This window comes from Candidatus Magnetaquiglobus chichijimensis, assembly GCF_045865675.1.
Lineage (GTDB): Bacteria > Pseudomonadota > Magnetococcia > Magnetococcales > Magnetaquicoccaceae > Magnetaquiglobus > Magnetaquiglobus chichijimensis.
Genome location: NZ_BAAFGK010000004.1, coordinates 1,914,471 through 1,938,931, shown reverse-complemented (window position 1 = coordinate 1,938,931; position 24,461 = coordinate 1,914,471). Strand labels below are relative to the sequence as shown.

At 57.9% G+C, this 24,461-nt stretch carries 17 protein-coding genes; 8 read left to right on the top strand and 9 right to left on the bottom strand.

All coding sequences use genetic code 11. The features are described from left to right. Window positions 1-104 precede the first annotated feature (104 nt). Entirely contained in the window at window positions 105-1,442 is a 1,338-nt protein-coding gene (locus ACOY6C_RS12600) for a DUF790 family protein (RefSeq protein ID WP_420905821.1), read from the top strand. Between the two features lie 19 nt (window positions 1,443-1,461). Here ACOY6C_RS12600 and ACOY6C_RS12595 read toward each other — a convergent pair whose 3' ends face one another. Beyond that, window positions 1,462-2,769 (bottom strand): DUF2252 family protein, encoded by a 1,308-nt coding sequence (locus ACOY6C_RS12595; protein WP_420905820.1) that lies wholly within the window; start codon window positions 2,767-2,769, stop codon window positions 1,462-1,464. Window positions 2,770-3,103: 334 nt separating this feature from the next. Here ACOY6C_RS12595 and acnB point away from each other — a divergent pair, with 334 nt between their 5' ends. Next, window positions 3,104-5,641 (top strand): bifunctional aconitate hydratase 2/2-methylisocitrate dehydratase, encoded by a 2,538-nt coding sequence (acnB, locus tag ACOY6C_RS12590; protein WP_420906120.1) that lies wholly within the window; start codon window positions 3,104-3,106, stop codon window positions 5,639-5,641. A 185-nt stretch (window positions 5,642-5,826) separates the two neighbouring features. On the opposite strand, the gene ACOY6C_RS12585 is transcribed toward acnB, so the two are convergent. Further along, complete coding sequence (locus ACOY6C_RS12585) at window positions 5,827-6,105, bottom strand: hypothetical protein (RefSeq protein ID WP_420905819.1); 279 nt, start codon at window positions 6,103-6,105, stop codon at window positions 5,827-5,829. 269 nt (window positions 6,106-6,374) lie between these two features. Further along, the gene (locus ACOY6C_RS12580) at window positions 6,375-6,719 is read right to left on the bottom strand and encodes a hypothetical protein (RefSeq protein ID WP_420905818.1); all 345 of its coding nucleotides are present in this window, start codon (window positions 6,717-6,719) and stop codon (window positions 6,375-6,377) included. Window positions 6,720-7,031: 312 nt separating this feature from the next. On the opposite strand from ACOY6C_RS12580, the gene ACOY6C_RS12575 reads away from it, so the two are divergent. Together ACOY6C_RS12575 and ACOY6C_RS12570 are read left to right on the top strand one after the other, a co-directional pair. Then, the gene (locus tag ACOY6C_RS12575; RefSeq protein ID WP_420905817.1) at window positions 7,032-8,486 is read left to right on the top strand and encodes a bacteriohemerythrin; all 1,455 of its coding nucleotides are present in this window, start codon (window positions 7,032-7,034) and stop codon (window positions 8,484-8,486) included. Between the two features lie 335 nt (window positions 8,487-8,821). Next, a complete protein-coding gene (locus ACOY6C_RS12570) occupies window positions 8,822-9,280 on the top strand; it encodes a transposase (RefSeq protein WP_420906119.1) in 459 nt (152 codons plus the stop codon). On the opposite strand, the gene ACOY6C_RS12565 is transcribed toward ACOY6C_RS12570, so the two are convergent. From ACOY6C_RS12565 to ACOY6C_RS12540, 6 genes are all read right to left on the bottom strand, one after another. Next, window positions 9,238-9,756, bottom strand: a complete 519-nt coding sequence (locus ACOY6C_RS12565; protein WP_420905816.1) for a hypothetical protein — start codon at window positions 9,754-9,756, stop codon at window positions 9,238-9,240. The two genes, ACOY6C_RS12570 and ACOY6C_RS12565, sit on opposite strands and share 43 nt — an antisense overlap. Next, entirely contained in the window at window positions 9,753-11,138 is a 1,386-nt protein-coding gene (locus ACOY6C_RS12560) for an AAA family ATPase (protein ID WP_420905815.1), read from the bottom strand. Before ACOY6C_RS12560 ends, ACOY6C_RS12565 begins: the two co-directional genes overlap by 4 nt. A 2-nt stretch (window positions 11,139-11,140) precedes the next feature. Then, window positions 11,141-11,323, bottom strand: coding sequence for a restriction endonuclease subunit S domain-containing protein (locus ACOY6C_RS12555; protein ID WP_420905814.1), 183 nt, complete (start codon window positions 11,321-11,323; stop codon window positions 11,141-11,143). Window positions 11,324-11,963: 640 nt separating this feature from the next. Next, entirely contained in the window at window positions 11,964-14,933 is a 2,970-nt protein-coding gene (locus ACOY6C_RS12550) for an FAD-dependent oxidoreductase (RefSeq protein WP_420905813.1), read from the bottom strand. Window positions 14,934-14,965: 32 nt separating this feature from the next. Then, the gene (locus ACOY6C_RS12545) at window positions 14,966-16,735 is read right to left on the bottom strand and encodes an NADH-ubiquinone oxidoreductase-F iron-sulfur binding region domain-containing protein (protein ID WP_420905812.1); all 1,770 of its coding nucleotides are present in this window, start codon (window positions 16,733-16,735) and stop codon (window positions 14,966-14,968) included. Then, window positions 16,732-17,310: an NADH-quinone oxidoreductase subunit NuoE family protein gene (locus tag ACOY6C_RS12540; protein WP_420905811.1), complete on the bottom strand. Its 579-nt coding sequence runs from the start codon at window positions 17,308-17,310 to the stop codon at window positions 16,732-16,734. The genes ACOY6C_RS12545 and ACOY6C_RS12540 overlap by 4 nt, the downstream gene beginning before the upstream one ends. A gap of 397 nt (window positions 17,311-17,707) precedes the next feature. On the opposite strand from ACOY6C_RS12540, the gene ACOY6C_RS12535 reads away from it, so the two are divergent. The 4 genes from ACOY6C_RS12535 (at window position 17,708) to ACOY6C_RS12520 (ending at window position 23,686) form a co-directional block, all read left to right on the top strand. Next, window positions 17,708-19,033 carry a sigma-54-dependent transcriptional regulator gene (locus ACOY6C_RS12535; RefSeq protein ID WP_420905810.1) on the top strand — a complete coding sequence of 442 codons (1,326 nt, stop codon included), beginning with the start codon at window positions 17,708-17,710 and terminating at the stop codon, window positions 19,031-19,033. Window positions 19,034-19,047: 14 nt separating this feature from the next. Continuing rightward, the gene (locus ACOY6C_RS12530) at window positions 19,048-20,205 is read left to right on the top strand and encodes a hypothetical protein (protein ID WP_420905809.1); all 1,158 of its coding nucleotides are present in this window, start codon (window positions 19,048-19,050) and stop codon (window positions 20,203-20,205) included. Beyond that, window positions 20,202-22,004, top strand: coding sequence for an ATP-binding protein (locus ACOY6C_RS12525; protein ID WP_420905808.1), 1,803 nt, complete (start codon window positions 20,202-20,204; stop codon window positions 22,002-22,004). The genes ACOY6C_RS12530 and ACOY6C_RS12525 overlap by 4 nt, the downstream gene beginning before the upstream one ends. A 353-nt stretch (window positions 22,005-22,357) precedes the next feature. Continuing rightward, complete coding sequence (locus tag ACOY6C_RS12520) at window positions 22,358-23,686, top strand: citrate transporter (RefSeq protein ID WP_420905807.1); 1,329 nt, start codon at window positions 22,358-22,360, stop codon at window positions 23,684-23,686. Window positions 23,687-24,461: the final 775 nt, after the last annotated feature.

Below are 24,461 nucleotides of genomic sequence, written 5' to 3'. Positions count from 1 at the left end.
TAGAGTATGGGTGGGGCATCGTTGGTGTGATCGCCCCCCGGACTGTTTCGTCGCCGGCGTGACGCGATCCTCGATCCCCATGGTTACGCCAGAAAGGATCCGGAATGCAACCTGGAATGTTGCCTTCGGAGCCCATCGGGGAGGATAATCCCCTGGATGCCGGCGATTCGTTATCAGGTTTGGAAAGTGACATCCGCATGCTCAACCGCGAACTGCTTCGTTTCGATCAACGCCAGGGGCGACTCACGCCACGCTTCGTGGATGCGGAGAATCAACTGCTGCGCGACCTGGCCCGCGATCTGACCGCGATCTATCTTTCCAGCGAGGGGCAGAGCCGGGATGAGATCTCGGAGGCGGTCGCCCCGCTGATCAACGCCGCCCGTTCGCCGCTGATCGCCAAGGGGTTGAACAAACTTCTCATGGACCGATGCGCCTTCCGGGAGGCTCCGGAGGGGATGGAAGAGCGACGCCTGACGATTTTTCGTGCTGCCGGGCGTTTGTTGCAAAGCGCCGGCATGAGCGATCTGGCGGCTTATCGACACGCCGTGGCCGATGCCGTGCCCCATGAGACGACCGGTCTTGTCTCGGATCCCGATCAGTTGGCCATGGGTCTGCATGCCGATCACCCGGACCGGCAACCTCTGACCGGCTTTGAACCGATCGAGCCGGAAGGGTTGCTGCATCGCTACAATCTCGCCCTGGCGCAGGGACCGCTGTTCTGGGCCAACCGGTTGACGGTGCGCATCGTTGAGCCGGATCCGGGCAAGCGACGGCGTTTTTTCCGTCACTTGAAGTTCCTGCAACTTCTGGCCCGGGTCACCCGTGATCAAGGGGGGGCGGATGGTTTCTCCCTGGAGTTGGATGGACCGTTGAGCCTGTTTGACGTACAGCGCAAATATGGTCTTAAATTGGCGTTGTTGTTGCCGGAGTTGTGTCAGTTGCGGCAGTGGCGGATGGAAGCCGCGCTCCTTCTGGAGAGTCGAACCCTGACCTTCGAGTTGAGCGATGCGAACGGTCTGTGGGCTCCGGAACCCCGTACCGGGAGCTATCTGCCCGAGGAGTTCGGTCAGTTCGCCGAGGCGTTCAAGGAGAAGATCTCCGGGTGGGAGATGATCCCTCACCCGGAGATCGTGGCGCTGGGGGGGCAGGAGTGGGTGGTTCCGGACTTCTCCTTTCGGCATGCCAGCGGCAAGGTGGTCCATCTGGAGCTGTTCCACCGCTGGCATGCCCGGCAACTGCCTGCCCGGTTGGAACGGCTGGATGGTCCGGGTCGCCATCCACCCCTGGCCATCGGGGTGGATCGCGCGTTGAGCAGGCAGGCTGACCTTGCGCCGCTTCTGGAGGCGTCGCGTTGGTTTGAGGGGCACGGTTTCCCGTTCAACCAGTTTCCTCCGGTCAAGCGTGTCGCGGAGTGCCTGGATGGGTTTCTGGTTCCTGGCTGATTGCGATGTGCTCGTGGATTCAGGATGATCCGTTCTTGCGCGCCTGTTCCACCTCCAGACGCAACGCCTCATCACAACACCCGCAGGGCCCGGATTCGGTCTGGCAGCAGCAGATGTAGCCCTGTTCGAGCGCGGCGGCCATCTCCCCGGCCAGGAGGATCAATTCGTTTTGCATGGTTTCGACAACGGATTGATATTCATCCACATCGTTGACGTTGAGCATCGTCGTGCGGTGCAAGATGCCGAGAATTTTGCCTTCTGCGCACAGCAGACCGGGATTTTTCGGGATGTCGTCCGTATCGATCCCCTCCTGTCCATCCCAATGGGCACGGATCAGAAACGCCCCGCACCCCAGCCCCGGAATGGCCACGGACCGGTTGAAACGGCACAAACCGCCCCCACGCTCCTTGCGGATGTTGGTGTTGACGCGCGCGACGATCTCCTTGACGTTGTGTCCCGACTGATCGTAGTGGACGCTGGAGTTGCACTCCGGCTTGACGTCCAGGATGACGTGGCTGAAGGGATCCTGGCTGTCCAGATCCTTGTCGTGCAGGCAGATGCGGTACTGCCGGAGATATCCAGACCCGCCGGTGGTCTTCAGGTAGGCGAGATAGTATTTGATCTTGTAGGATTTCAGGTAGCAGTCGTTCTCCACGAAGCGATCCAGGGCATCCTGTTCCTCGGTGGTGATCTGGATGTTGATCTCCGTCTTGCTGCTGGTGGAGACCGGTTGGAGTTCCCCATTCTTGATCTGGCCGTACTTTTCGTTGCAGTGAAAGCATTGGCTGTTTTTGCTGCACACCATGTTCTTGATGATGCTGTTCGACACGCCGCAATCCGAGAGGAAATCCTCGATCGCGTTCTGATCCGTGGGGATGGTTCCGGAACCCAGGCCAGCCAGATAAGCGCACAACGTCTGCTGTAGCGACTCCCGGAGATCTTTCGGGCTGCCGTTGGTGATCACGAAGTGAATGCCGGTCAGCAACCGGAGAATGTCGTAAATCGGCAAACCTTTGTCGCCATCATCCGGATCGTTCATGGAAAAAACGAGTTGTTTTTTTCCGGTGGTCAGGTAGACCGGGAATACGCCAAAATTTTTCGGGTGTGCATCACCCGCGCACCATCCGACGAACCGGCGCAGGGGGTCGAACAGGGGGCTGTTCCACGTTTTGTTGTGGTTGAGCAGACAATAGAAGCAAGGTACGAACGACCGAAAAAAAATGAATGCATCCGTGGTGCTGACCAATTTGTTGAGGGCGTAATTCGGATAGTCCTGAACGGACTTGGGATCCCTTTGAATGATTTCTGGGATGTTGCAGTTGCTCATTGGCTTCTCCATGGGGTTTTGGATGATGGAAAAAAGGATGCTTTGGAAAGTATATACCTGTTAATTTTATAAAGATCAAGGAAACTCATATATGGCCCGAGCGGAGAGGTGGTCGAACCGGCTTGGATAAAACCAGATGTTTTTTAACCATAATTCTCAATTGTTCCCGTGCCTGGATGAAGAGAAACCCGTGGATCCACCCGAGGCCGGATCCTTGGCCGGGTGAAACGCCATGTCTTGCTGACGAGCCAGAGTTGGATTAAATTGGATGATGCGGCAATTTTATGGACGCGTGCGCGAACGCTCCAGAACTTCCAACAAGGAGAACGATTTCATGCTCGAAGCCTATCGCCAACATGTCGAGGAGCGTGCCAAGCAAGGCGTTCCGCCTCTGCCTCTCAATGCGCAACAGACCGCCGGTGTCGTGGCGTTGTTGCAAGATCCTCCGGCGGGAGAAGCGGCATTTTTGAAGGATCTTTTGGCCAACCAGGTCCCGCCGGGTGTGGATGACGCGGCGCAAGTCAAGGCAGCGTTCCTGGACAACGTGGCTCAGGGGAAGGTCGTCTGTTCGGTCATCTCCCGTCAGGAGGCCGCCCGCCTGCTGGGGACCATGATCGGCGGCTTCAACGTCATGCCATTGATCCGTCTGTTGGACGATGCCGAACTGGCTGGGGAGGCCGTGGCCGCGCTGTCCAACACCCTGATGATCTACGATGCCTTCGAAACCCTGGCGGAAAAGGCCAAATCCAATGCCAACGCCAAACAGGTGCTCCAGAACTGGGCCGATGCCACCTGGTTCACCTCGCGCGCGCCTATGCAGGAGACGTTGACCGTCACCCTGTTCCAGGTCGCCGGCGAAACCAATACCGATGATCTCTCGCCGGCCTCCGAGGCGTGGAGCCGCCCCGATGTGCCGGTGCATGCCCTCTCCATGCTGGTCACCCGCCAGCCCGGCTCCCTGGAGGAGATCACCCGCCTGAAGGCGCTGGGACATCCTTTGGCCTACCTCGGCGACGTGGTGGGAACCGGTTCGTCGCGCAAGTCGGCGGCCAACTCCCTCATCTGGCACATCGGCGAGGATATCCCGCATGTCCCGGCCAAGCGCACCGGTGGCGTGGTGATCGGTGGCACGATCGCTCCGATCTTCTTCAACACCGCCGAAGACTCCGGCATGCTGCCGATCCAGTGCGACGTGAGCGCCTTGAAGAACGGTGACGTGGTGACCATCAACACCCGCGAAGGGACCATCAGCCGCGACGGCACGGTGGTCACCCGCTTCCAGATCAGCCCCAACACCCTGGCCGACGAAGTGCGCGCCGGGGGTCGGGTGAACCTGATCGTGGGGCGCAAGCTCACCGCCAAGGCCCGCCAAGTGCTCGGCATGGCCCCGACCGACCTGTTCGTGGCCCCGGAAAATCCGGTCGATACCGGCAAGGGCTACACCCTGGCCCAGAAGATGGTCGGCAAGGCCGTGGGCAAGAGCGGCGTGCGCACCGGCGAGTACTGCGAACCCACCATGACCACGGTCGGTTCTCAGGACACCACCGGTCCGATGACCCGTGACGAGATCAAGGAGTTGGCCTGCCTGGGCTTCTCCGCCGATTTCGTGATCCAGTCCTTCTGCCACACCGCCGCCTATCCGAAAGCGGTCGATGTCCAGACCCACAAGACCCTGCCGGCCTTTTTCGAGGAGCGTGGCGGCGTGGCCCTGCGTCCCGGCGATGGCATCATCCACTCCTGGCTCAACCGCATGTGTCTTCCGGATACGGTCGGCACCGGCGGCGACTCCCACACCCGTTTCCCGATCGGCATCTCCTTCCCGGCGGGCTCGGGTCTGGTCGCCTTTGCCGCCGCCACCGGCGCCATGCCGCTGGTCATGCCCGAATCGGTGCTGGTGCGCTTCACCGGCCAGATGCAACCGGGCGTCACCTTGCGCGATCTGGTCAACGCCATCCCCTATGTCGCCATCCAGAAAGGACTCCTCACCGTCGAGAAGGCCGGCAAGAAGAACGTCTTCTCCGGTCGCATCCTCGAGATCGAAGGTCTGCCGGATCTGAAGGTCGAACAGGCCTTCGAGCTGTCCGATGCCTCGGCGGAACGTTCCGCCGCGGCCTGCACCGTGCTGTTGAACAAGGAGCCGGTCATCGAGTACATCAGCTCGAACGTCACCCTGCTCAAGAATATGCTCAATCAGGGCTACCAGGCGGAAAAGGCCATCCTGAGGCGCATCGCCGCCATGGAGGCGTGGCTGGCCAATCCGGTGCTGCTGCAACCCGACCGGGACGCCGAGTATGCCGCGGTGATCGAGATCGATCTCAACGAGATCAAGGAGCCGATCCTGGCCTGTCCGAACGATCCGGACGACGTGAAGCTGCTTTCCACCGTGGCCAACACCCCGGTGGACGAAGTGTTCATCGGTTCGTGCATGACCAACATCGGCCATTTCCGCGCCACGGCCAAGATCCTCGACGGTCAGCCGCAGATTCCCGGTCGTCTCTGGCTCTCTCCGCCCACCCGCATGGACGAGCGGCAACTGATCGCCGAGGGGGTTTACAGCACTTTCGGAAAATCCGGCGCCCGCATGGAGATCCCCGGTTGTTCGCTCTGCATGGGCAACCAGGCACGGGTGCGTGACAACACGACCGTGGTCTCCACTTCGACCCGCAACTTCAACAACCGCATGGGCAACGGCTCGAAGGTGTTTCTCTCTTCTGCCGAGGTGGCGGCCATCGCCTCGCAACTCGGACGTCTGCCCACGGTGGAAGAGTACATGAAGATCATGGAAGAGCGCGTCACCCCGAAAGCGGACAATGTGTACAAGTATCTGAACTTCCACCAGATCCCCAACTACGAGCAGACCGGCGGGGCGTAAGCTTCTGCCTGATCGGTGGTGTGTCACGAAGCCGGAGGAGTCATCCTCCGGCTTTTTTTGTGACATCCTTCCTGTTGCCGGATTCCCCCGATTGGGTACAAAAAAAGCGCCTGGATCGCTCCAGACGCTTTTTTTGTACCGGTCCGCCAATCGGTGGACATGTGGTTCTGCATGAAACGGTGGAATCAGCGGGGCGCATCCCACTGTCCAGCGCCGGCACCCGCGCCGTAATCGGTCGCGCCGCCCTTTTTCTTCTTGGCTTTCTTGGCTTTCTTGGCCTTCTTCTTTTTCTTGTCGAGGACAGTGGACTGATCCTCATCCACCAACCCCTGCACCGACGTGTTCGCGAGGGAGGCGACGATCATCGGCTTGAGTTCCATGGTGGAAAGATCCGCCGCGGAAGCGGTTCCGACACCGCCGGCTACACCCAGCATCATGGCAAGCGCCATCAGACTCTTTTTCATCCATTCATCTCCTTGGTCAATGGGTTTACATGCAAAAAAACGATGGCTTCGAGTCCGCTTGCGACTTTCAAGTGACGGCACTGTCATGCGGGTCGGGGAAAAGATGGATCAGATCCCCATCCGTGCAACATCTTGGGGCACGGTTGAAAACGGTACCGAGACATGAAAATCTCCACGGCGGTGGAGGCCATCCAAACCGGTTTGAAGGGGGGATGCCCCCCTTCCATCGATCCGTGTCACTCCCGAACCGGGAGTTCCCTGGATCCGGATTACTTCACCACGCCTGGGGCCATGCGGCTGGCTGGGGATGATTTTTTCTTGGCTTTTTTGGCCGCTTTTTTCTTGGGGGGTTTGGTGCTGACCTTCTTGGTGGTTGCGGTTTGGGTTGGATCCTTGGTGACCGTCGTGGCGGCCATGATCATGCCGTGATCCTTGGAGACGCCCTGCGGGATCGTTCCCTGACCGGCATGGCGCTCAGTCGCATCCACGGAGACTGCCGCGCCCAACAGGCCGAGCGTCATCGCGACAGCCAAAAAACTCTTTCTCATTAAATAGTCTCCTTGTCTTGGAAAATAAGGGTGCTGGTCACATTTAACGCGACCTTCATCAAGCATATCACGCTTCATCCTTCTTGAACAGCCGAATTAAAAAAAATATCAAAGCCGTGTATCGTGCTGAAAAAACAGGCACGAAGCAGTCTTCACCAGGGTGTGGGCGTTGCGTGCCGGGTGCCATTCATCCGGAGTATGTTTGGGATGGGAAAGATGGCTTTCTGGAAATATTGTGATGGTTGGCAATCACGAACTGTGAAATGTCATCACGATCTGTTATGATGGCAATCGAATACCGATATTGATACAAGATGATTGGATTTGAAAGTGACAACCTCGCCAAGGCCTGGCGCGCCTGAGAAAAGGGGGAGTGGCATGGTGGAGCAGTCTGAACTGTTTGAAATGTATCTCAACCAGACCAGTCGCGGACTGTTGTTGTGCGATGACGGCGGCCTGGTGGTGTTTTGCAATCGGCAGTTTCAGGAGTTGTTCAGGATCTCCGGGGAGATCGGTCTGGTGGGGGTCTCATTCGAGCATCTGTTGGCGATCCTGGAACGCTCCGTTGTGGGGATCTGGCAGGAGACCTCGCGCATGACCGAGAAGTTGCGTCTCTCCCATCAGGAGGGTATCCTCTTCTCCCCGGAAGATTTCTTCATGGCAGGCCGGTGGCTGGCGGTGCGCGGTCGGCCCATGGAGAATGGCGGTTATGCGTTGACCATCACCGATGTCACCACCCATCACACCACCCTGGAGAGTTTGCATCGCTCCAGCCGCACGACGGTGATGGCTCTGGCGGAACTGGCCGAAAGCCGGGATCAGACCACGGGGGATCATGTGTTGCGCGTGGCGCGCATGACCCATGCCATCACCCGCAAACTGCTCGAATTCGGATACTGCACCGAGTGCATCGATGAACGTTTCGTCAAGAATATCGCCTTGGCGAGCATCCTGCACGATATCGGCAAGGTCACCACCCCCGACCGGATTCTTTTGAAGAGCGGTCCACTCGATCCGGCGGAGCGGGCCATCATACAGCTGCACGCTGAAAACGGTTGCAAGCTCTTGCAGCGGCTCAACGATTTTCTGGATGACGACGGCTATCTGGCCATGGCCACGCGCATCGCCGGGAGCCATCACGAGAAATTTGCCGGGTTCGGCTATCCCACCGGCGTATCCGGGGATCAGATCCCCCTGGAGGGGCGTATCGTCGCCCTGGCGGATGTTTTTGATGCGTTGGTTTCCGAGCGGCCCTACAAGCATGCCTGGAGCGAGGAGGAGGCGTGCGCCTTGATCCAGAGCGAGTCGGGGCGCATGTTCGATCCGCGCGTCGTCGAGGCGTTTCTGGCTGTATTGGAAGAGAGTCGCCAAACCAATCTGATCGTCTGGACGCCGGACATGAGCGTGGGCGATCGCATGTTGGATTTCGATCACCGCAACCTGATCGCCCTGCTGAATCAGGTCTACAAGTCGATTCAGCAACGGGATGTGATCCTTTTCAATCTGGTGCAGCAGGAGTTGTTCAACTACACCTTGGGACACTTCAACCGCGAGGAGGCCTATCTGCGCGAACAGGGGTATCCCATGCTGGATCGGCACGTCAAGGTGCATCAGGCGCTGACGCGCAAGGTGCGCGACATGCGTCACCGGTTTCTGACCGAGGTGAATTTAAGCAGCCAGCAGCAGCTTGGGGATGAGCTTCTGGAGTTGTTGAGCGGCTGGCTCAGGGATCATATTCTGGAGGAGGATCTGAAATATTACCGGTTCGTGAAGAACCAGGCGGATTCATCCGGGTTCGGACCAGATGGAAAAGGACCAATCCACCGTTTATAATGTGTGCCAACGGAGGAGATGGCAGTGGGCTCGGACTATTCTCAGATGTATAAGAATAAAAGCTAACGGACTACCATTATGGAAATTAGTTATGGTATCCCCGGATTTCTATAGCCATCAGAGAAATGGGTCGGGTGTCTCCAGATTCTGCGAACCACTGGCGTGCCTGCATGGACAGATCGTCGGTCGATCGATTCTGCAAGGATGGGGTGAAGGCAGACGGAGCGATTCGGCGTTTCATTTGAAATCTCTCGCTCTTGAAGCGGTTGATTCATTGAAATCCGGGGACAGCATACTGATTAAATTTATCGTCATCACGCAAATCCGGGGACAGCATACTGATTAAATTTATCGCCATCAGGGAAATTAGGTATGGTGTCCCTGGATTTCGCTTTGGTGGCAAGCCATTAGGCCGCCCGAAAAAGGAGATCGAGGCCAATCGAGAGGAACTTCGTGAAGCCAAGCGTCAGCGCCGCTGGGATCATCTGGAGCGAATACCCATTGAAGGCAAGTTCGGGCAAGGCAAGAATCGGCATGGCCTGGCGAAGATACGGGCCAAATTGGCCGATACCTCCGCGTCCTGGATCCGGGCCATTTTCCTGGTGATGAACCTGAACCTGCTGGTCAGTTTTTTTTGCCCTGAATCGGCCCGCTCTGAACACGGTATTTGCCAGCCTGCTGGCTTGGCTGGTCACCTGGCGAGGTCTGATGACAGAAATGGCCGACCCGCCTGCGACTCCCGGAGGGGAGGTCACCGATTGCGGCAGGGGCTTTCTGAGGAGGCCCTGTCGTAGCCCTGTAGCCCATTGTCCAGAGACCAAATCATGACTCGAGTCATTCTGTGAAGCTCGCATTGCTTCTTCCAATCTTTGATAATAGTCAAATCAGCAAATCCAGCCGCTTTCCATTGGTTGACCTGACCACCACCGACAGCAATTCCCCGGGAAACAAAATCTGGGAATTCGTCGATCCAGGTGAGAATGCACTCCAAGTCCGGGAATGGTAGAGGGCTCCACGGTGCATCTCCACGCTGAGTCTGTTTGACCAGGTTCACAAAAATCTCCCCCCAATCCCGGCGCTGCTTGCCATTACGGATATCCGCGATATGGCTGCCCGTTTCGAGAATAGTGGCCATGGGCAATAGCAATCGATCCCTGTTTTGGATGTGCTGTTTATACTGATTGTCAATTGTCGCCTTATCCTGGTTGTACCCTGGGACATCGAGGATATTGAGTAAAACGCTGGTATCGATGAGGACGATGGTGCTCATTGCCCACCCTCCGTCTCATCCTCCCGTAAGAGGGCATCGGTCTTGGCACGCAGCTGGTCGAGCCAATCCAAGGCTTGCTTCTTTTTCTCTTCACTTCCAGGATGGAATTTGACAAACCGTTCCAGAACACCGTTGGTCATCAGGTGACCCACGCCGCCTTGAGCGATGAGTTCAGGATAATCCGGTACATCCTGGAGTCGGATCAGTCGGCTGGAGCCATTCTGAGGGTCACGGTAGCAGAAGACTACATTGGGCACCGCACTGTTGGGCAAGGCGTCCAAGAGTGCGGGGTTATGGCTGCTGAGCAGGACACGCAGTTTGCGGCGCTCGGCAATGCTGGCAATCTGTTCCAACAACTGCTTGGCTCGGCTGGGATGGACGCCGTTGTCGATCTCTTCGATAACCACTATGCCCTCTTCCGGCGCGGATAGCATGGCAGCGGCAATCGCGAGAACCCGCAGCGTGCCGTCGGAGAGCAGTGAGGCATCATACTCCCGCCTTTCGCCGCCAAAGGTCTCGACGAGTTTCACCATGACCTCATCCCGAGGGCCGGGAAGGAAATCAATGGTTTCAATGTCCTGCTCTGGAAGACTGCTGACGAAACGAAGAATTGTCCCCCGGTTATCTCTTTCCACAGCGTTCAGTTGTTCCAATGGTTTCTTTCCTCCCCATAGGTGGAACAGCACACTGGATAAATGTCTGCCATCGTCGGCAAGCGTTTTCTCGGACTTGAAGCTGTAATCCCGCATTCTGGCCGGTACGGGGTCCAGAAACAGAATTCGTGACAACCCATTCCGGAACTGTTCTGTCGCTTGCGGAATTGATTTTTGCGATTTCTCATGGTGCCGCAGGAACTTGGAGGGGCTGTCCAGTTGGGTGAATATTGCAAATTGATCACTGCAAGAGAGTTTCGGCTTGTGTCCACCTTTTGCAAAGTTATTGTAAGATACGGTTAAATCGGTTCCCATGCCTGTCGCTGCCTCGACAACCTGGTACAGAGGTAGTGATGTCCTTTCAGACCAATCTTCTAATGATTCGTCAACAATATGGAGTGTATCATCATCTTTGATTTCCAAGGTGATGGATAGATGTAATAATGGAAAGTCTAGAATTATATCGGCGCCACAGGAAAGCGTAAAACGAGCCATCTTATTGTATCCTAAATCTTGGATTCGTCCCCGCAACAACTGATTGGATGCTTGTACAGCCGTCTGAATGGAAGAAAGCCGATTCCCCTGAGCCAACCAGGAGAGCAAACGCAGCCCCTCGATGGCATTGCTCTTTCCTGAGGCGTTAGCCCCTATGAGCATGGTAAGAGGGGCGAGCTGCAAAGTCGTATTCTGATAACTCTTAAAATTTTCGAGTGAAATACTATCCAGCATCTCTAATTCTCCTGTTCGATATTTACACGCCATTGGCCGGTGAGCAGCTTTTGCATCAGGCCGCGCTTTTGGGTTTGCAGGGCGTTCTGCTGGGTTTCGAGGAGGCGGATTTCATGATCGCTGTCGTTGAGGAGAATGGTGGCTATGACCATCTGCTCGTCTATTTGTGGCAACAGGAGCCGCATGGTGGCCAAATCACCATAATAATGCGCACCCGCACAGTGTCATTGCCGGAAGTCTCCACAAATTTGGACCATTTCAGAGTACGGCGGTAGTGGTCCAGAAAGTCCGGGTCTAGACGGTCTTCTTGACATATGACAATCCCTGGGACACTATACCGATTAAATTATAGCCATCAGAGAAATGGGTAGGGTGTCTCCAGATTCTGCGAACCACTGGCGTGCCTGCATGGACAGATCGTCGGTCGATCGATTCTGCAAGGATGGGGTGAAGGCAGACGGAGCGATTCGGCGTTTCATTTGAAATCTCTCGCTCTTGAAGCGGTTGATTCATTGGGGTGTCGCAACACCGGCGGATATACTCTGCGCGATTGACGGTCTCATGGTTTTCTGAACCGACCCGGCCCAGGATGAACTCTCAAGCACATCTTAACGATCATTTTTCATGAGTCAAGTGTAATTGATTTGCCCAGACCGGGCAAAAGGGGGGCATCTGGAATCGGTCGTGGACGGATGACGAAGAGGTTGACGCCGCGAGCGTCGTTTCCGATTTTTGGAAACGACGCTCGTATCTTGCATGGCAGCCTCGCCGAAAACGACGCATCCCAGGATGGTTGCGGTTTGGCTCGACATAAGGCCCCACCGGCTATTCCCAATTGAGCGATAAAGCAGCCATATGGGCAACGAAGGCCTGATGACGCGTATCCTGGCTGGCGGCGGACAGGCGGGGCGGCAAGTCGGTGGGCAGGGTCTCCCCAGCCTCGAGTCTTGGCAGGACGGCCAACTCAGGAATCCGATCCGCCAACAGGGCACGTATCCGCCGCAGATCGTCAGCGTCGGACTCCCTGGCAAGCCGGCGCAGCGCAAACAAACCAGGGATGCGACCATCCTGCAATCCGACCTTCCGAAGGGCAACCAGGGATCCTTCACGGTCAAGAACAGCGCCGTCCTGTTGAAGGGGATCGGCCAGAGGCACCCATACGGACACATTTCGAAGGACTGGATGAGTTTCCAGGGCGATCACACATGTCGAGTCGTCCAGGGTGGCGGAATCCACCGGCGCCTCGAGCAGTACGAGCGTATCCAACCCCTCGACAGAGCGCCATGGGGTGGCATCCAGGCGATCCAACAGCGACAGATTGGCTTCGCCGACGATGCGACCATGCGGTCGGGAGTGCTCGCGAATCGTCTCTCCCGTCACATAATGCAAGGAGCCACCATGTCGTTGCGCCAACCGCCACGCCGCGTAGATCTCTTCCACGGTACGCCAGGGTGATACCACCACGGCCATGCGGACGGCCTGGTCCAGCCGTTCTTCGGCGTGGCGCAGGGCCGATTCGACCTCTTCCGGCCTCACGGGATTCTGGTCCAGCAACTGGTGACTGAATCGTCCTTCGGCACAGATCATGGCGCCATTGGCGGGATCGTGATCCACGCTCTGAACCTTCACCACCCGTCCGTTGTTGATCTGAACCCGCAAGGCACAGCCACGCGTGCAGGAGGTGCAATGGGTGGTGTGGGTGATCCAGTTCCATGGACCGCACTCTTTGCCGGTGTTGGGCGTGATGGCAGCCGTGGGACAAAGATCCATGCACATGCCGCAGGCATCACAGCCGGTGTTCTGGAGAGCATCGCCGAAGTTGGGCATGATCCGGGTTCCGAATCCCCGATTGACGAAGGCCAGGGCGTGGATGCCGCGCACCTCCGAGCAGACACGCACGCAACTGCCGCAGGTGATGCATTTGTCCGCCTCGATACGAATCAGGGGATGACGACGATCCTCGGCCTGGCGTCGTCGTGCGCCTGCCAGTCTTTTTTCGTTGGCCTGATAGTCGCTGGAGTGGCGACGCAGTTCGCAGTCGAAGCGGGCCGCACATCCGCACTCGATGCAGCGGCTGGCCTCGGCCATGGCTTGCGCCTGATCCAGTCCGATATTGATGGGCATCCAGCTTTGTTCCAGACGCTGTGTTGACGGTAGCGTGGTTTCCAATGCGCGCTGTTTATGCACGAAGCGGGGTTGGAAATCCGCCCGTTCCAGCTCTTCCAGACGACCGCGCGAGATGGCGTAAGGCTTGGCAAGACGCACCTCGGCTCCGTTCAGATACAGACCAATGGCCTGGGCCGCCTTGTGACCTTCGCCCACCGCCCGTATCAGGATGTCCGGTCCGAACGCGCAATCCCCGGCGGTGAACAGGCCCGGAACCGAGGTGACCTGGGTTTTTTCGTCATACACCAGAGTGTGCCATTTGGTGGCATCCGGACGAAGCGACTCCGGTTCTCGCGTCAGCCAGGAGAGATCTGGATCCTGTCCGATGGCCGCGATGATGACATCAAAAGGCAGATCCTTCTCACTGCCAGGCTCAGGCATCGGACGCCGACGGCCCGAGGCATCCGGTTCACCCAGCACCATGGTGATGACGCGCAGTGCCTTGGCTTGACCTTGCTCCGCGATCACCGCCACTGGCGCGGTGAGGAATCGGAATGTCACACCTTCTTCATGCGTCTCCTCCTGTTCCATGGGCAGGGCGGGCATTTCAGCCTGGGTGCGGCGATACAACAGGGTTACCGAGCCTCCCAGTCGTCGGGAGACGCGTGCGCAGTCCATGGCGGTGTCGCCACCGCCGATCACGGCTACCCGCTTGCCTTCCATTCCGAAGTTCTCGCCCAGCACCACCCGACGCAGGAAATCCACGCCACCGATCACCCCTGCGACCTGTTCATTCTCCACCCCCATGGGTTTGGCCTTGTGGGCGCCGATGGCGACCAATACGGCGTCGAATCCTTGGGACCGCAGATCGTGCACGGAAAAATCCTTCCCAAGCCGCTGACCGTGCAGCACCTCGACACCCATATCCAAAATGACCCGAATCTCCCGATCCATCAACTCCCACGGCAGACGAAAACGAGGGATCCCATAACGCGCCATGCCACCCAGTTCGGGCAGCGCCTCGAAGATGGTCACGGCGTGGCCTTGCAAACGCAGATAATAGGCCGCGGACAGACCTGCCGGACCACCGCCGACGATGGCCACCCGTTTTCCGGTGTCCGATCCGGGTTGGGGCACGAAAGGATCGTGCCCCAATTCGTATTCCGCGGCAAACCGCTTGAGCGGATTGATGGCGACGGCTTCATCCACCAGAGCGCGCCGACACTGGGATTCGCACGGGTGGGGACAGATGCGTCCGCACACGACCGGCAGGGGATTGTTCTCCTTGATGAGACGCACGGCCTCGGCGAATTGTCCGTTGGCGATGTGCGCAATATACCCCTGAATGTCGATGTGGGCCGGACAGGTGGCCTCACAGGGGGCGATGCAGTCGCCCGCGTGATCCGACAGCAGCAGGTTGAGAGCCTGTTGACGGGTACGGATCACCCGTTCGCTGTCAGTCGTGATCACCATGCCGTTTGTCACGCGGGTGCTGCAAGCCGGAATCAGACCGCGGGCATTTTCGACCTCGACCACGCACAGGAAACACGAGGCGAACGGTTGCAGCCGGTCATCGTGGCAGAAGGTGGGGATGGTGATGCCGCGGGACTCGGCGACTTCGCGGATGGTGGCTCCCACCGGAGCCTGCAAGGGCTGGCCATTCAGGGTGATGGAATACGTTTCGCTCATGACCTTGACTCCTCGTTGCGCCTGCATGGACATCAGGCCACGCGCACGGCGTTGGGATTGCACACCTCGGCACACATGCCACAGTTGATGCACAGCTTTTGATCGATGACCCAGGTATCCGGCTTCTTGACCTCGCCGCTGATGCATTGTACCGGGCAATAGCGCAGGCAAATGGAACAGCCGGTGCATGAGGACTGGTCGATGCTGTGGTGGATCAATCCCTTGCATACCGCTGCCGGACACCGCTTCTCGACCACATGGGCGATGTATTCGTCACGGAAGTAGCGCAAGGTGGTCAGCACCGGATTGGGCGCGGTCTGACCCAGACCGCACAGACTGGAGCTTTTGATCTGTGAGCCCAGTTCGTCCAACAAGGCGATATCCTCGAGCGTGCCCTGGCCATTGCAGATTCTCGTCAGGATCTCTTCCATGCGCAGGGTGCCAATGCGGCAGAAGGTGCATTTCCCGCACGACTCCAGCTTGGTGAACTCCAGAAAATAGCGTGCGATATCCACCATGCACGACTTGGTATCCATGACCACCATGCCGCCCGATCCCATGATGGCGCCGGTGGCATTGATCGCCTCGTAGTCGATTTCGGTGTCGAACAGGCGTTCGGGAATGCAGCCACCGCTCGGACCGCCCATCTGAACGGCCTTGAGTGGACGTTCGCCGCGTGCGCCACCGCCGATATCCTCCAGCAATTGACGGATGCTCATACCCATGGGAATTTCGACCAATCCGCCTCGGGATATCGCGCCCGTGAGGGCGAAGACCTTGGTTCCCGCACTGCGCGTCGTGCCGATGGCCGCATAGGTCGCACCGCCGTGCCACAGGATCCACGGCAGATTGGCCAAAGTCTCCACGTTGTTGATGATGGTCGGTTGGCCGAACAATCCCTTGATGGCGGGAAAAGGGGGGCGAATCCTCGGCATGCCCCGGTCTCCTTCGATCGAGGCCATCAGGGCGGTCTCTTCGCCGCACACGAAGGCGCCGGCTCCCTGTTTGATCTTGATGTCGAAAGCGAAGTCGGTTCCCAGGATGGTTTCGCCCAGCAGACCGGCCTGGCGGGCATCGGCGATGGCTTGGCCAAAATGGGCGATCGCCAGGGGATACTCGGCTCGAATGTAGGCATAACCGTGATTCGCGCCGATGGCGTAAGCCGCGATCAGCATCCCTTCCACCACCGCGTGCGGATCACCTTCCAGAAGACTGCGATCCATGAAGGCTCCCGGATCGCCTTCGTCCCCGTTGCAGATCAAATATTTGTCCACGCCTTTGGCGTTGCGGGCGAATTCCCATTTGATGCCGGTGGGAAACCCGCCGCCACCGCGACCCCGCAAGTTGGCGCGCTTCACTTCGGCGATCACCTGTTCGGGCGTCATGCTGTCGCGCAGGATCCTTTCGATGGCCTGGTACGCGCCACGCTGCCGGGCCGAGGGGAACGATGCGGGATCCACATGTCCCACGTTGCGCAGGGCGATCCGCGTCTGACGGGCCAGAAAGGGTGAACCCTCGTGGTTGGGCGCGGTATCCGAACGAATCAACAGTTCGGTGGGCTGGAGACCTTTCCCTTTGTGGAAGTTGACAATCTTGGGAAACGTCTTCTTGGTGACATCACCATACAAGGCATGCTGCCCTTGATCCGTGACCTCCATCAGCACTTCGCGGTGACACATGCCCAGACAGCCCACCGTGCGGAATTCCGCAGCAGGCCAGGCCTTGCGCGCCAATGCCAGCACTTCCCTGGAGCCGGCGGCGATGCCGCAGGTACCTTCGTGAATCGTGACGACCATGCTCATGGACGCGCCTCCAAGGATGGGGTGTTGGATTCAAGGGCGGAGTCGTGTGAGGGTGCGTCGCCGTGGTCGGACAGAGACTCACCGGACTCTTTGGCGTGTTTTTTGAGGTTTCGTTGCGCATCGGCGCCCTTGAGATTGCCGAAGGTCTGATCATCGACCACCATGACCGGCGCCAGGCTGCAACAACCCAGACAGGCCACATTTTCGATGGTATAGCTGCCGTTGCTGGCGGTATCCTGTTCCGGGTCGGTGATGTCGAGCAGATGACGCAGCGAGGTGTTGAGCCGGTCGGCGCCCTGAACATGACAGGCCGTGCCGTGGCATACCCGAATCAGGTGGCGTCCCACCGGTTTGAGGCGGAACTGGGCGTAGAATGTGGCCACCCCGTACAACTGACTGGCGTTGATCCGCGTATGGGTCACCACCAGATCCATGGCTTTGCGTGGCAGATAGCCGTATCGGCCCTGAATGGCCTGCAACAGAGGCACGGCAGCTTCGGGTCCAGAGCCGATCGTCTCGACCCAGCGGAGAACCTCTTCCGGTTCCACCACGGCTTCCAGCGAGGACAAACTCATCAGGTCATCTCCTTGGCGACGATCTCCAGATCTCTTCCCGAACGACGTGGTCCGAGCTGGAGATGAGTTCAGGGCGAGGGAGCGTGAATTCCCCTCACATCCAGGGCGTCGCGGATCGAACCCATGCGGCTGGTATGCCGGGTCCGGCATCCGCGATGCCGCCAACACGGAGGAGCACAGGCTGGGCCAATAAAAAATGCTGATATGGATCAATGACTCAAGCTCGGAATGCATGTTTTGGATCCTGCATTGTGCAAGGAGATTTTATCCGGATCATGCATTTTGCAATGCAAAAAATCAGACTTGACAATCACCCCATAAAAATGAACAGAATCATGTCATTCACGGGTCATCTTCCGTTCATGATCAGCCGACACAAACCAAGACTGAGGCCGCCATGCCACCACTCAACGTGCTGATCATCGACGACGAAAAAAACATTCGCGCCACCTTGGGTATCTGTCTCAAAGGCATGGAATGCCGGGTGACCGAGGCATCCACCGTACATGGGGCACTGGAGGCCGTGGCGCATCAGCGCATGGATCTGGTTTTTCTTGATCTGCGTCTGGGCGCGGATAACGGACTGGATGCGATTCCCCATCTGCTGGCGATCCAGCTGGATCTGATCATCGTGGTGATCACCGCCTATGCCACGTTGAATACCGCCGTGGAAGCCGTGCGTCGAGGCGCGCGGGATTATCTGGCCAAGCCCTTTACGCCAGAGCAGATTCGCGCCCTGGTGGGACGTCTCACCGAGCACCGCGCTCTGACCATGACGGAAGATGTCACCTTCTCCGATACCAATCTGGAGACGAACTCGCCCCGCATGCACTCGGTATTGGATTTGGCGCGTCGCGCCGCATCCTCCGACGTGGTTGTGCTGTTGCGCGGCGAGAATGGCACGGGCAAAGGTGTCCTGGCCCAGGCCTTGCATTTTTGGAGCGCCAGAAAACAAGGACCTTTCGTGGTGGTCAACTGCCCCACGCTGTCGGGGGAGTTGCTGGCCAGCGAACTGTTCGGACATGCACGCGGCGCCTTCACGGGCGCGGTCCGCGATCAACCGGGACGGGTCGAAAGCGCCGAAGGGGGGACACTGTTTCTCGACGAAATTGGTGAACTGCCTCCGGCTTTGCAATCAAAACTGTTGAGATTTCTTCAAGACCGGCGTTTCGAACGCATTGGTGAACACCGAACCAGAGAATCCGACGCGCGTCTGGTGGCCGCCACCAACCGCGATTTGGAACGCGATGTGGCCAACGGCCTGTTTCGGGAGGATCTGTTGCACCGGATCAATGTTGTGGAACTGGTGGTGCCGCCTCTGCGGGAGAGGCCGGAGGATCTTCTGCCCATGGCGCGGCGTTTTCTGAGCCTTTTCGCGCATCGTCTGGGTCGTCCCCCGCCGGAACTGTCCAGTGGCGCGGCAGAGATTCTGCAGGGTTATGCCTGGCCGGGCAACGTGCGTGAACTCCGCAACGCCATGGAGCGCGCGGTGACTCTTTGGCCTTCGCAGCGCATCGATCCCGAGGCTTTACCGGAGAGGGTGGTCGCATCCGCCGGTTCCCGGCGTCCGCGTGTGGGCGGTGACTATACCCTCGAGGCTCTGGAACGGGAGCATATTCTGCAAGTCATCACACGTGCGCAGACCCTGGAGGAGGCTGCCGACATTCTGGGGGTCGATGCATCGACTCTGTGGCGCAAACGCAGACGCTATCTGGAAACATAACCAAGGATACGGGTATGAGCCATCCTTTTCAGGGGCTGACGGGATCCGAGACGCGTCGTGGCCGGATTCGCATGACGCTGAGTTATGCTCCGGGTTCGGGCAAGAGTTTCCGTTTGTTGGAACAGGCCCGACTGCTGGCCAACAGAGGCGAAAGGGTGGTGGTGGGTCATGTGGATACCAGGGGTTGGTCCGATGAACCGTCCCTTCCCGACTGTGTGGTACGCCTTCCATCACGAAGAGTGACCTACTCGGGTGTGAGCATCCAGGAAATGGATGTGGATGCCGTTCTGGCTTTACGGCCCCAGGTGGTGGTGGTGGACGATGCGGCACATGTCAATCCCCCCGGTTTTCGCCACCGTCTGCGCCACCACGACATCCTGGAGTTGACAGCGGCAGGCATCGACGTGCTCACGGCCTGCGACCTGTCGCATCTGGACGGCCCAGGGGAACGCGCCCGCCATCTGGCCATGACGCCCATGCATGTCGTCCTTCCGGACAGCTTTTTGGAAAGCGTCTGGGAGATTGAGGCTCTGGATCTTTGCACCACCTCCTTGCTGGCACGATGGCGGAGCAGTCGGCGTGTTCTGCCGACATGGGCTGAATCCGATGAAGCCCTGTCCAGACTGGAACACCTGCGAGAAATGACCCTGCGCGCCGTGGCCGACTGGCTGGCGCGTCGTGCCAAGCGTCGCATCGCCATGCATCCATTTCCAGGTCCGGCGGGACGGGTGCTGGTTTACGCCGATGCTCCCTGGCCGATGGCGGATATGCTGGCGCGTAAAGGCGCCAGAATGGCCAACCGACTCGATACCGCCTGGTTTCTGGTCTACATGCGCTCCTCCGGTTCAAGCGACAAGGCCGTGGACATCGACTCCGCAGAGATCACGCCCACATCCGTTTCGCTGCAGGGCAGGCCACTCCGTCAGGAGGAGATGGTCCATACGTTAAGTTTGGCTGAACAACTGGGCGCGGAGGTGGTGGGTCTCGACGCCGATGATCCAGTCTCCGCGTTGCTGGATTTTGCCCGTTCTCATCTGGTGGGACATCTGTTGGTGGGAAGGCGGCCCCAACGACGTTGGTGGCGTCGTTCGACGCTCGAACGCCTGATCGCCGAGGCCGATGGGTTGAATGTGCATGTGCTTTCCTGGTCTTCCGAGGATGATATGCCATGAAATTGCACACACGGGTTTTGCTGGCCCAGAGTCCGCTGGTTTTGGCCCTGGTGGGACTCGGCGGGGTGGCGGTGGTGGCCATTTCATACCTGGGCGAGAACTCGCAACGGATGTTTTGGGACAATTATCTGAGTGTGCAGGCCATGCAGCGGTTCAAGGAGTCGGTGGAACGCCTGGACGTGGCGGCGTTGTTCCGTCTGTTGGGCCGCCAGGAGGAGAGTCAACGCATGATCCGCGCACAGTTGCCGCTCATGGAGCAGTCCATGCATGAGGCCAGCCTCCATTTGGTGGAACCTGGAGAACAGGAGGCGTTGGATCGTCTTTCGGAGCGGTGGAACTTTTTTTCACCCTTGTTGGAACAGTTTTCTGCTTTGCCGCTTCCAGGTCCAGCCGAAAATTTTTATTTTGATCGCCTGTATCCGGAGTTTCTCACGCTCAAGATGGCAGCCAACGCTCTGGTGGATATCAACCAGAATGCGATGGTCTTCAAAAGCGATCATGTGGGCGCGCTCTCCCACTGGCTGAATTCGCTGATGCTGATCACGGCCCTGGTCTCCGTGGCCATGGGATTTGCGCTTTCGTGGGTGTTGTCACGGCTTTTGATGAGACCTTTAACCGTCTTGACGTTGACGGCGAGACGTTTGGGCAACGGGGATCACGCCGCACGCGCTCAGATTTCCGGCGTGGGCGAGATGGCCGAACTGGCCATGGCTTTCAACGGCATGGCAGATCGATTGGATCAGTTCCGGCGAGGGTCGGAAGGACAGGTCGCTCAGGCGTGGCGCATCAGCAGGGCCGTCATCGACAGTCTGCCCGATCCGGTGCTGGTGTTGGATACCGCGGGTGTCCTGATCGCCAGCAATGTGGCCAGTTCCTGTCTGATCCCCGGTTCCGGTGACTGGCGTGCCCATCTGGATGCCAGCTTGCGCGAGGCCATCGAACGACAATGGTGTCTGGTGGTGTCGGGCCAAAGCGGCGAGGCATCGGGTTATCTGTCCGAGGCCGTGGCGGTGAGTTGTGAGCACGGTTTGCGTTGGTTCTTGCCGCATGCCCTGCCTCTCCACGGCGAGGAGGGGATTGCTGGCGTGACGCTTTTGTTGCGGGATGTCACCCGGTTTCGTCGTTTCGACGCCTTGAGGGAAGACTTGATCTCCACCGTGGCGCATGAGTTCCGCACGCCGTTGACTTCCTTGCACATGGCCATTCATCTGTGCCTGGATCGCAGCGTGGGCACGCTCTCCGCCACCCAGGAAGAGCTGCTTGGTACGGCCCGCCGTGATTGTCATCGCATGCAAGCGATGGTGGATGATCTGCTTGATCTGTCGCGCATCCAGTCTGGTCGGATTGCCTTGCAAGTGACCCCGACGCTCACGGATGCCTTGCTGCGCGACGTGGCGGATCGTCATGCGATCCATGCCGTCGAGCGTGGCATGACCCTGTTGCTTGCCCCGAACGCGGTTTCACGCACGGTGCAGGTGGATCGGGAGCGTCTTGGCATTGCCTTGTCCAATCTTGTGAGCAATGCCGTGCATCATTCCGGGGATGGATGCAGCATCCTTCTCGATTGCCTTGACGAGGATCGTGAGGTGCGGTTTCTTGTGCGGGATAGCGGTCAGGGCATTCCTGAAATGTATCGGGAACAGGTGTTCGAACGTTTTTTTCGAGTGCCGGGCACGCGTGCTGAAGGGACTGGTTTGGGGTTGTCCATCACCCGGGAAATCGTCGCTGCGCATGGGGGGCGTCTCGGCGTGTCATCTGATCAAGATGGATGCAGTTTTTGGTTTACAATCCCTGTTTGAACCGTATTTGTCGATGAATTATTATTTATATGTTCGAGTATGGGTTGAATTGAAAAATTATAAGATTTTCAGACCAAATCGTGTACAGCTTATCTCTGGCGGTGCAGCCGGGATCGCCGGGCTTTCGGGCAGAAAAACCTTGATGCGTTCCTGTTGGTCGTCTCATACTGCTTCTTTGGCCCATTTCCGATCCCTCCCGGGGATCTGTCTGACGCAACTCTAACGATTGAGAACAGGCCCTATTCCTAACCTCCGAAATCCATCCCGCCACACTTGACGCAGAGCGTGCGATGGACCCCTTCCCAATTCCAATTCCAACTCCAACTCCAAATGCAGGGTGCTCTATGAAAAGAATGCTTGCAATTTTGCCGATCCTTTTGTTTCTTCCCGCCAATTTGCTGGCCAGCACGGGCGCCATTCCGGAAGGGCCTACCTTGTTCGGCATTCCGGTCGAATTCATTCTGTTCGCCATGGTGCTCATGGGTGTTGCCGTGCTGCACAACAACACCCTCCAGGTGGCGCTCACAGGATTGGTGACCATCATTTTCTTCAAACTGGTCTTCACCGGATTCAAACACGGCAGTGGGCTGGAAGGATTGGCCCTGCACTTTCAACACGAATGGGTGATCTTGACCAATCTCCTCTGCCTCCTGATGGGGTTTGCGTTGCTTTCCAACCACTTCGAAAAAAGCAACGTTCCAGAACTGCTGCCACGCTTTCTCCCCTCCGGTTGGATGGGTGGCTTCATGTTGCTGGGATTGATCTTCGTTCTGTCGAGTTTTCTCGACAACATCGCAGCCGCCCTGATCGGCGGCAGCATCGCCACCATCGTGTTCCGGGGACGGGTACACATCGGCTATCTGGCTGGTATCGTCGCCGCCTCCAATGCCGGCGGATCGGGCAGCGTGGTCGGAGATACGACCACCACCATGATGTGGATCGCCGGCGTGGCGCCTCAGGAGGTCTTCCACGCCTATGTCGCGGCTTTAACGGCGTTGGTTATCTCCGGCATTCCTGCCGCCTTGATGCAACACAAACACTCGCCGATTTACGCCAACACTTCGGAAGAGATCCACGTCGATGGCGCGCGCGTGGCCATTGTGGCCTTCATTCTGATCATGGCAATCATTGTCAACGTGACGATCAATGTGAAATTCAATGAAATATCAGATTCTTTTCCGTTCATCGGGGTCGCGGTCTGGGCTGCTCTGCTCTTGACCGCTCCTGTACGCAAACCGGACTGGTCTTTGATGCCGGAAACCTTCAAGGGCAGCCTTTTTTTGCTCTCCCTGGTGGTCTGCGCTTCGCTGATGCCGGTGGAGAAACTGCCCCTGGCTTCTTGGCAGACGAGCTTCGGACTCGGATTCGTCTCCTCCGTTTTCGACAACATTCCGTTGACCGCCTTGGCCATCAAGCAGGGCGGCTATGACTGGGGCATGCTCGCCTATTCGGTGGGATACGGCGGATCGATGATCTGGTTTGGCTCTTCCGCGGGCGTCGCTCTGTCCAACAACTTCCCGGAGGCCAAATCCGTGGTCAACTGGTTGCGATATGGCTGGCATGTCACGGTCGCCTATATCATTGGCTTCATGGTGATGTTGGCAGTAGTGGGTTGGCATCCGACGGCTGATCGGTATCATACGGATATAGGGGGCTCTCAGACAGCCACACAATCCAAGTGACGGAGCTGCCGCGACTGGCGGCGCTTCCGATGATGAAAGATACTCAGGGGCAGGTGGCGCCAGCGAGACCGCGCATCGTCATAGGCGCCAACCTTGTCCTGTAACGAGGTCCGTTGCTTCGATTCGCACCCCCTGATGGCTTTCTTTGAGCGCGCACGGTAACTTGCAGGATGGGGGGAGAACCCCCTCATCCCCCCCTTACCCTGGACCTCCCTTCGGGAGTTCCAGGGTAAGGGGGCGGTCAATGGAAACGCACCACGTTGGATGGACAAGTCGATTGAATACGGATGCTTGCCAAATGAAGCAACAAATCGCGATTGACTATAATTTTAATTAATTGTTTATTTAAAAAAACATTTTAACTCTGCCATCTGAATATTTGTTTTGTTTGACGGTGACCGTTTGCGGTGCGTTTCATGCCCATCCTCCGGCCCGGGTGGGGGAGGGGGATCCCCAAAAAGGCATTCAGAACAGAGGCCTGTCGCTAGACGTTTCCATCCGATCTTTCGGGTTCCTTGACAAGGCGTCGCAGTCACGCTAACCTTGTTTAAGATATTCCTTAAAAACTACAAAACATTGAATTGTAAATAAAATTTTGTTTATAACAGTGTCCGGATGCATGGTTTTCAGCCCTTCTGGCCCAAAAGTCTGGCACCCATGATCCGAGATCCGGGCGGTCTGCGATCAACAGAAATTGAAACATGCAGATCTTTCCGAAGTGAAACTTGGCCTGTGTCCCTTGACCCATATCCTGGATGATTTTTTCGGGGATTTT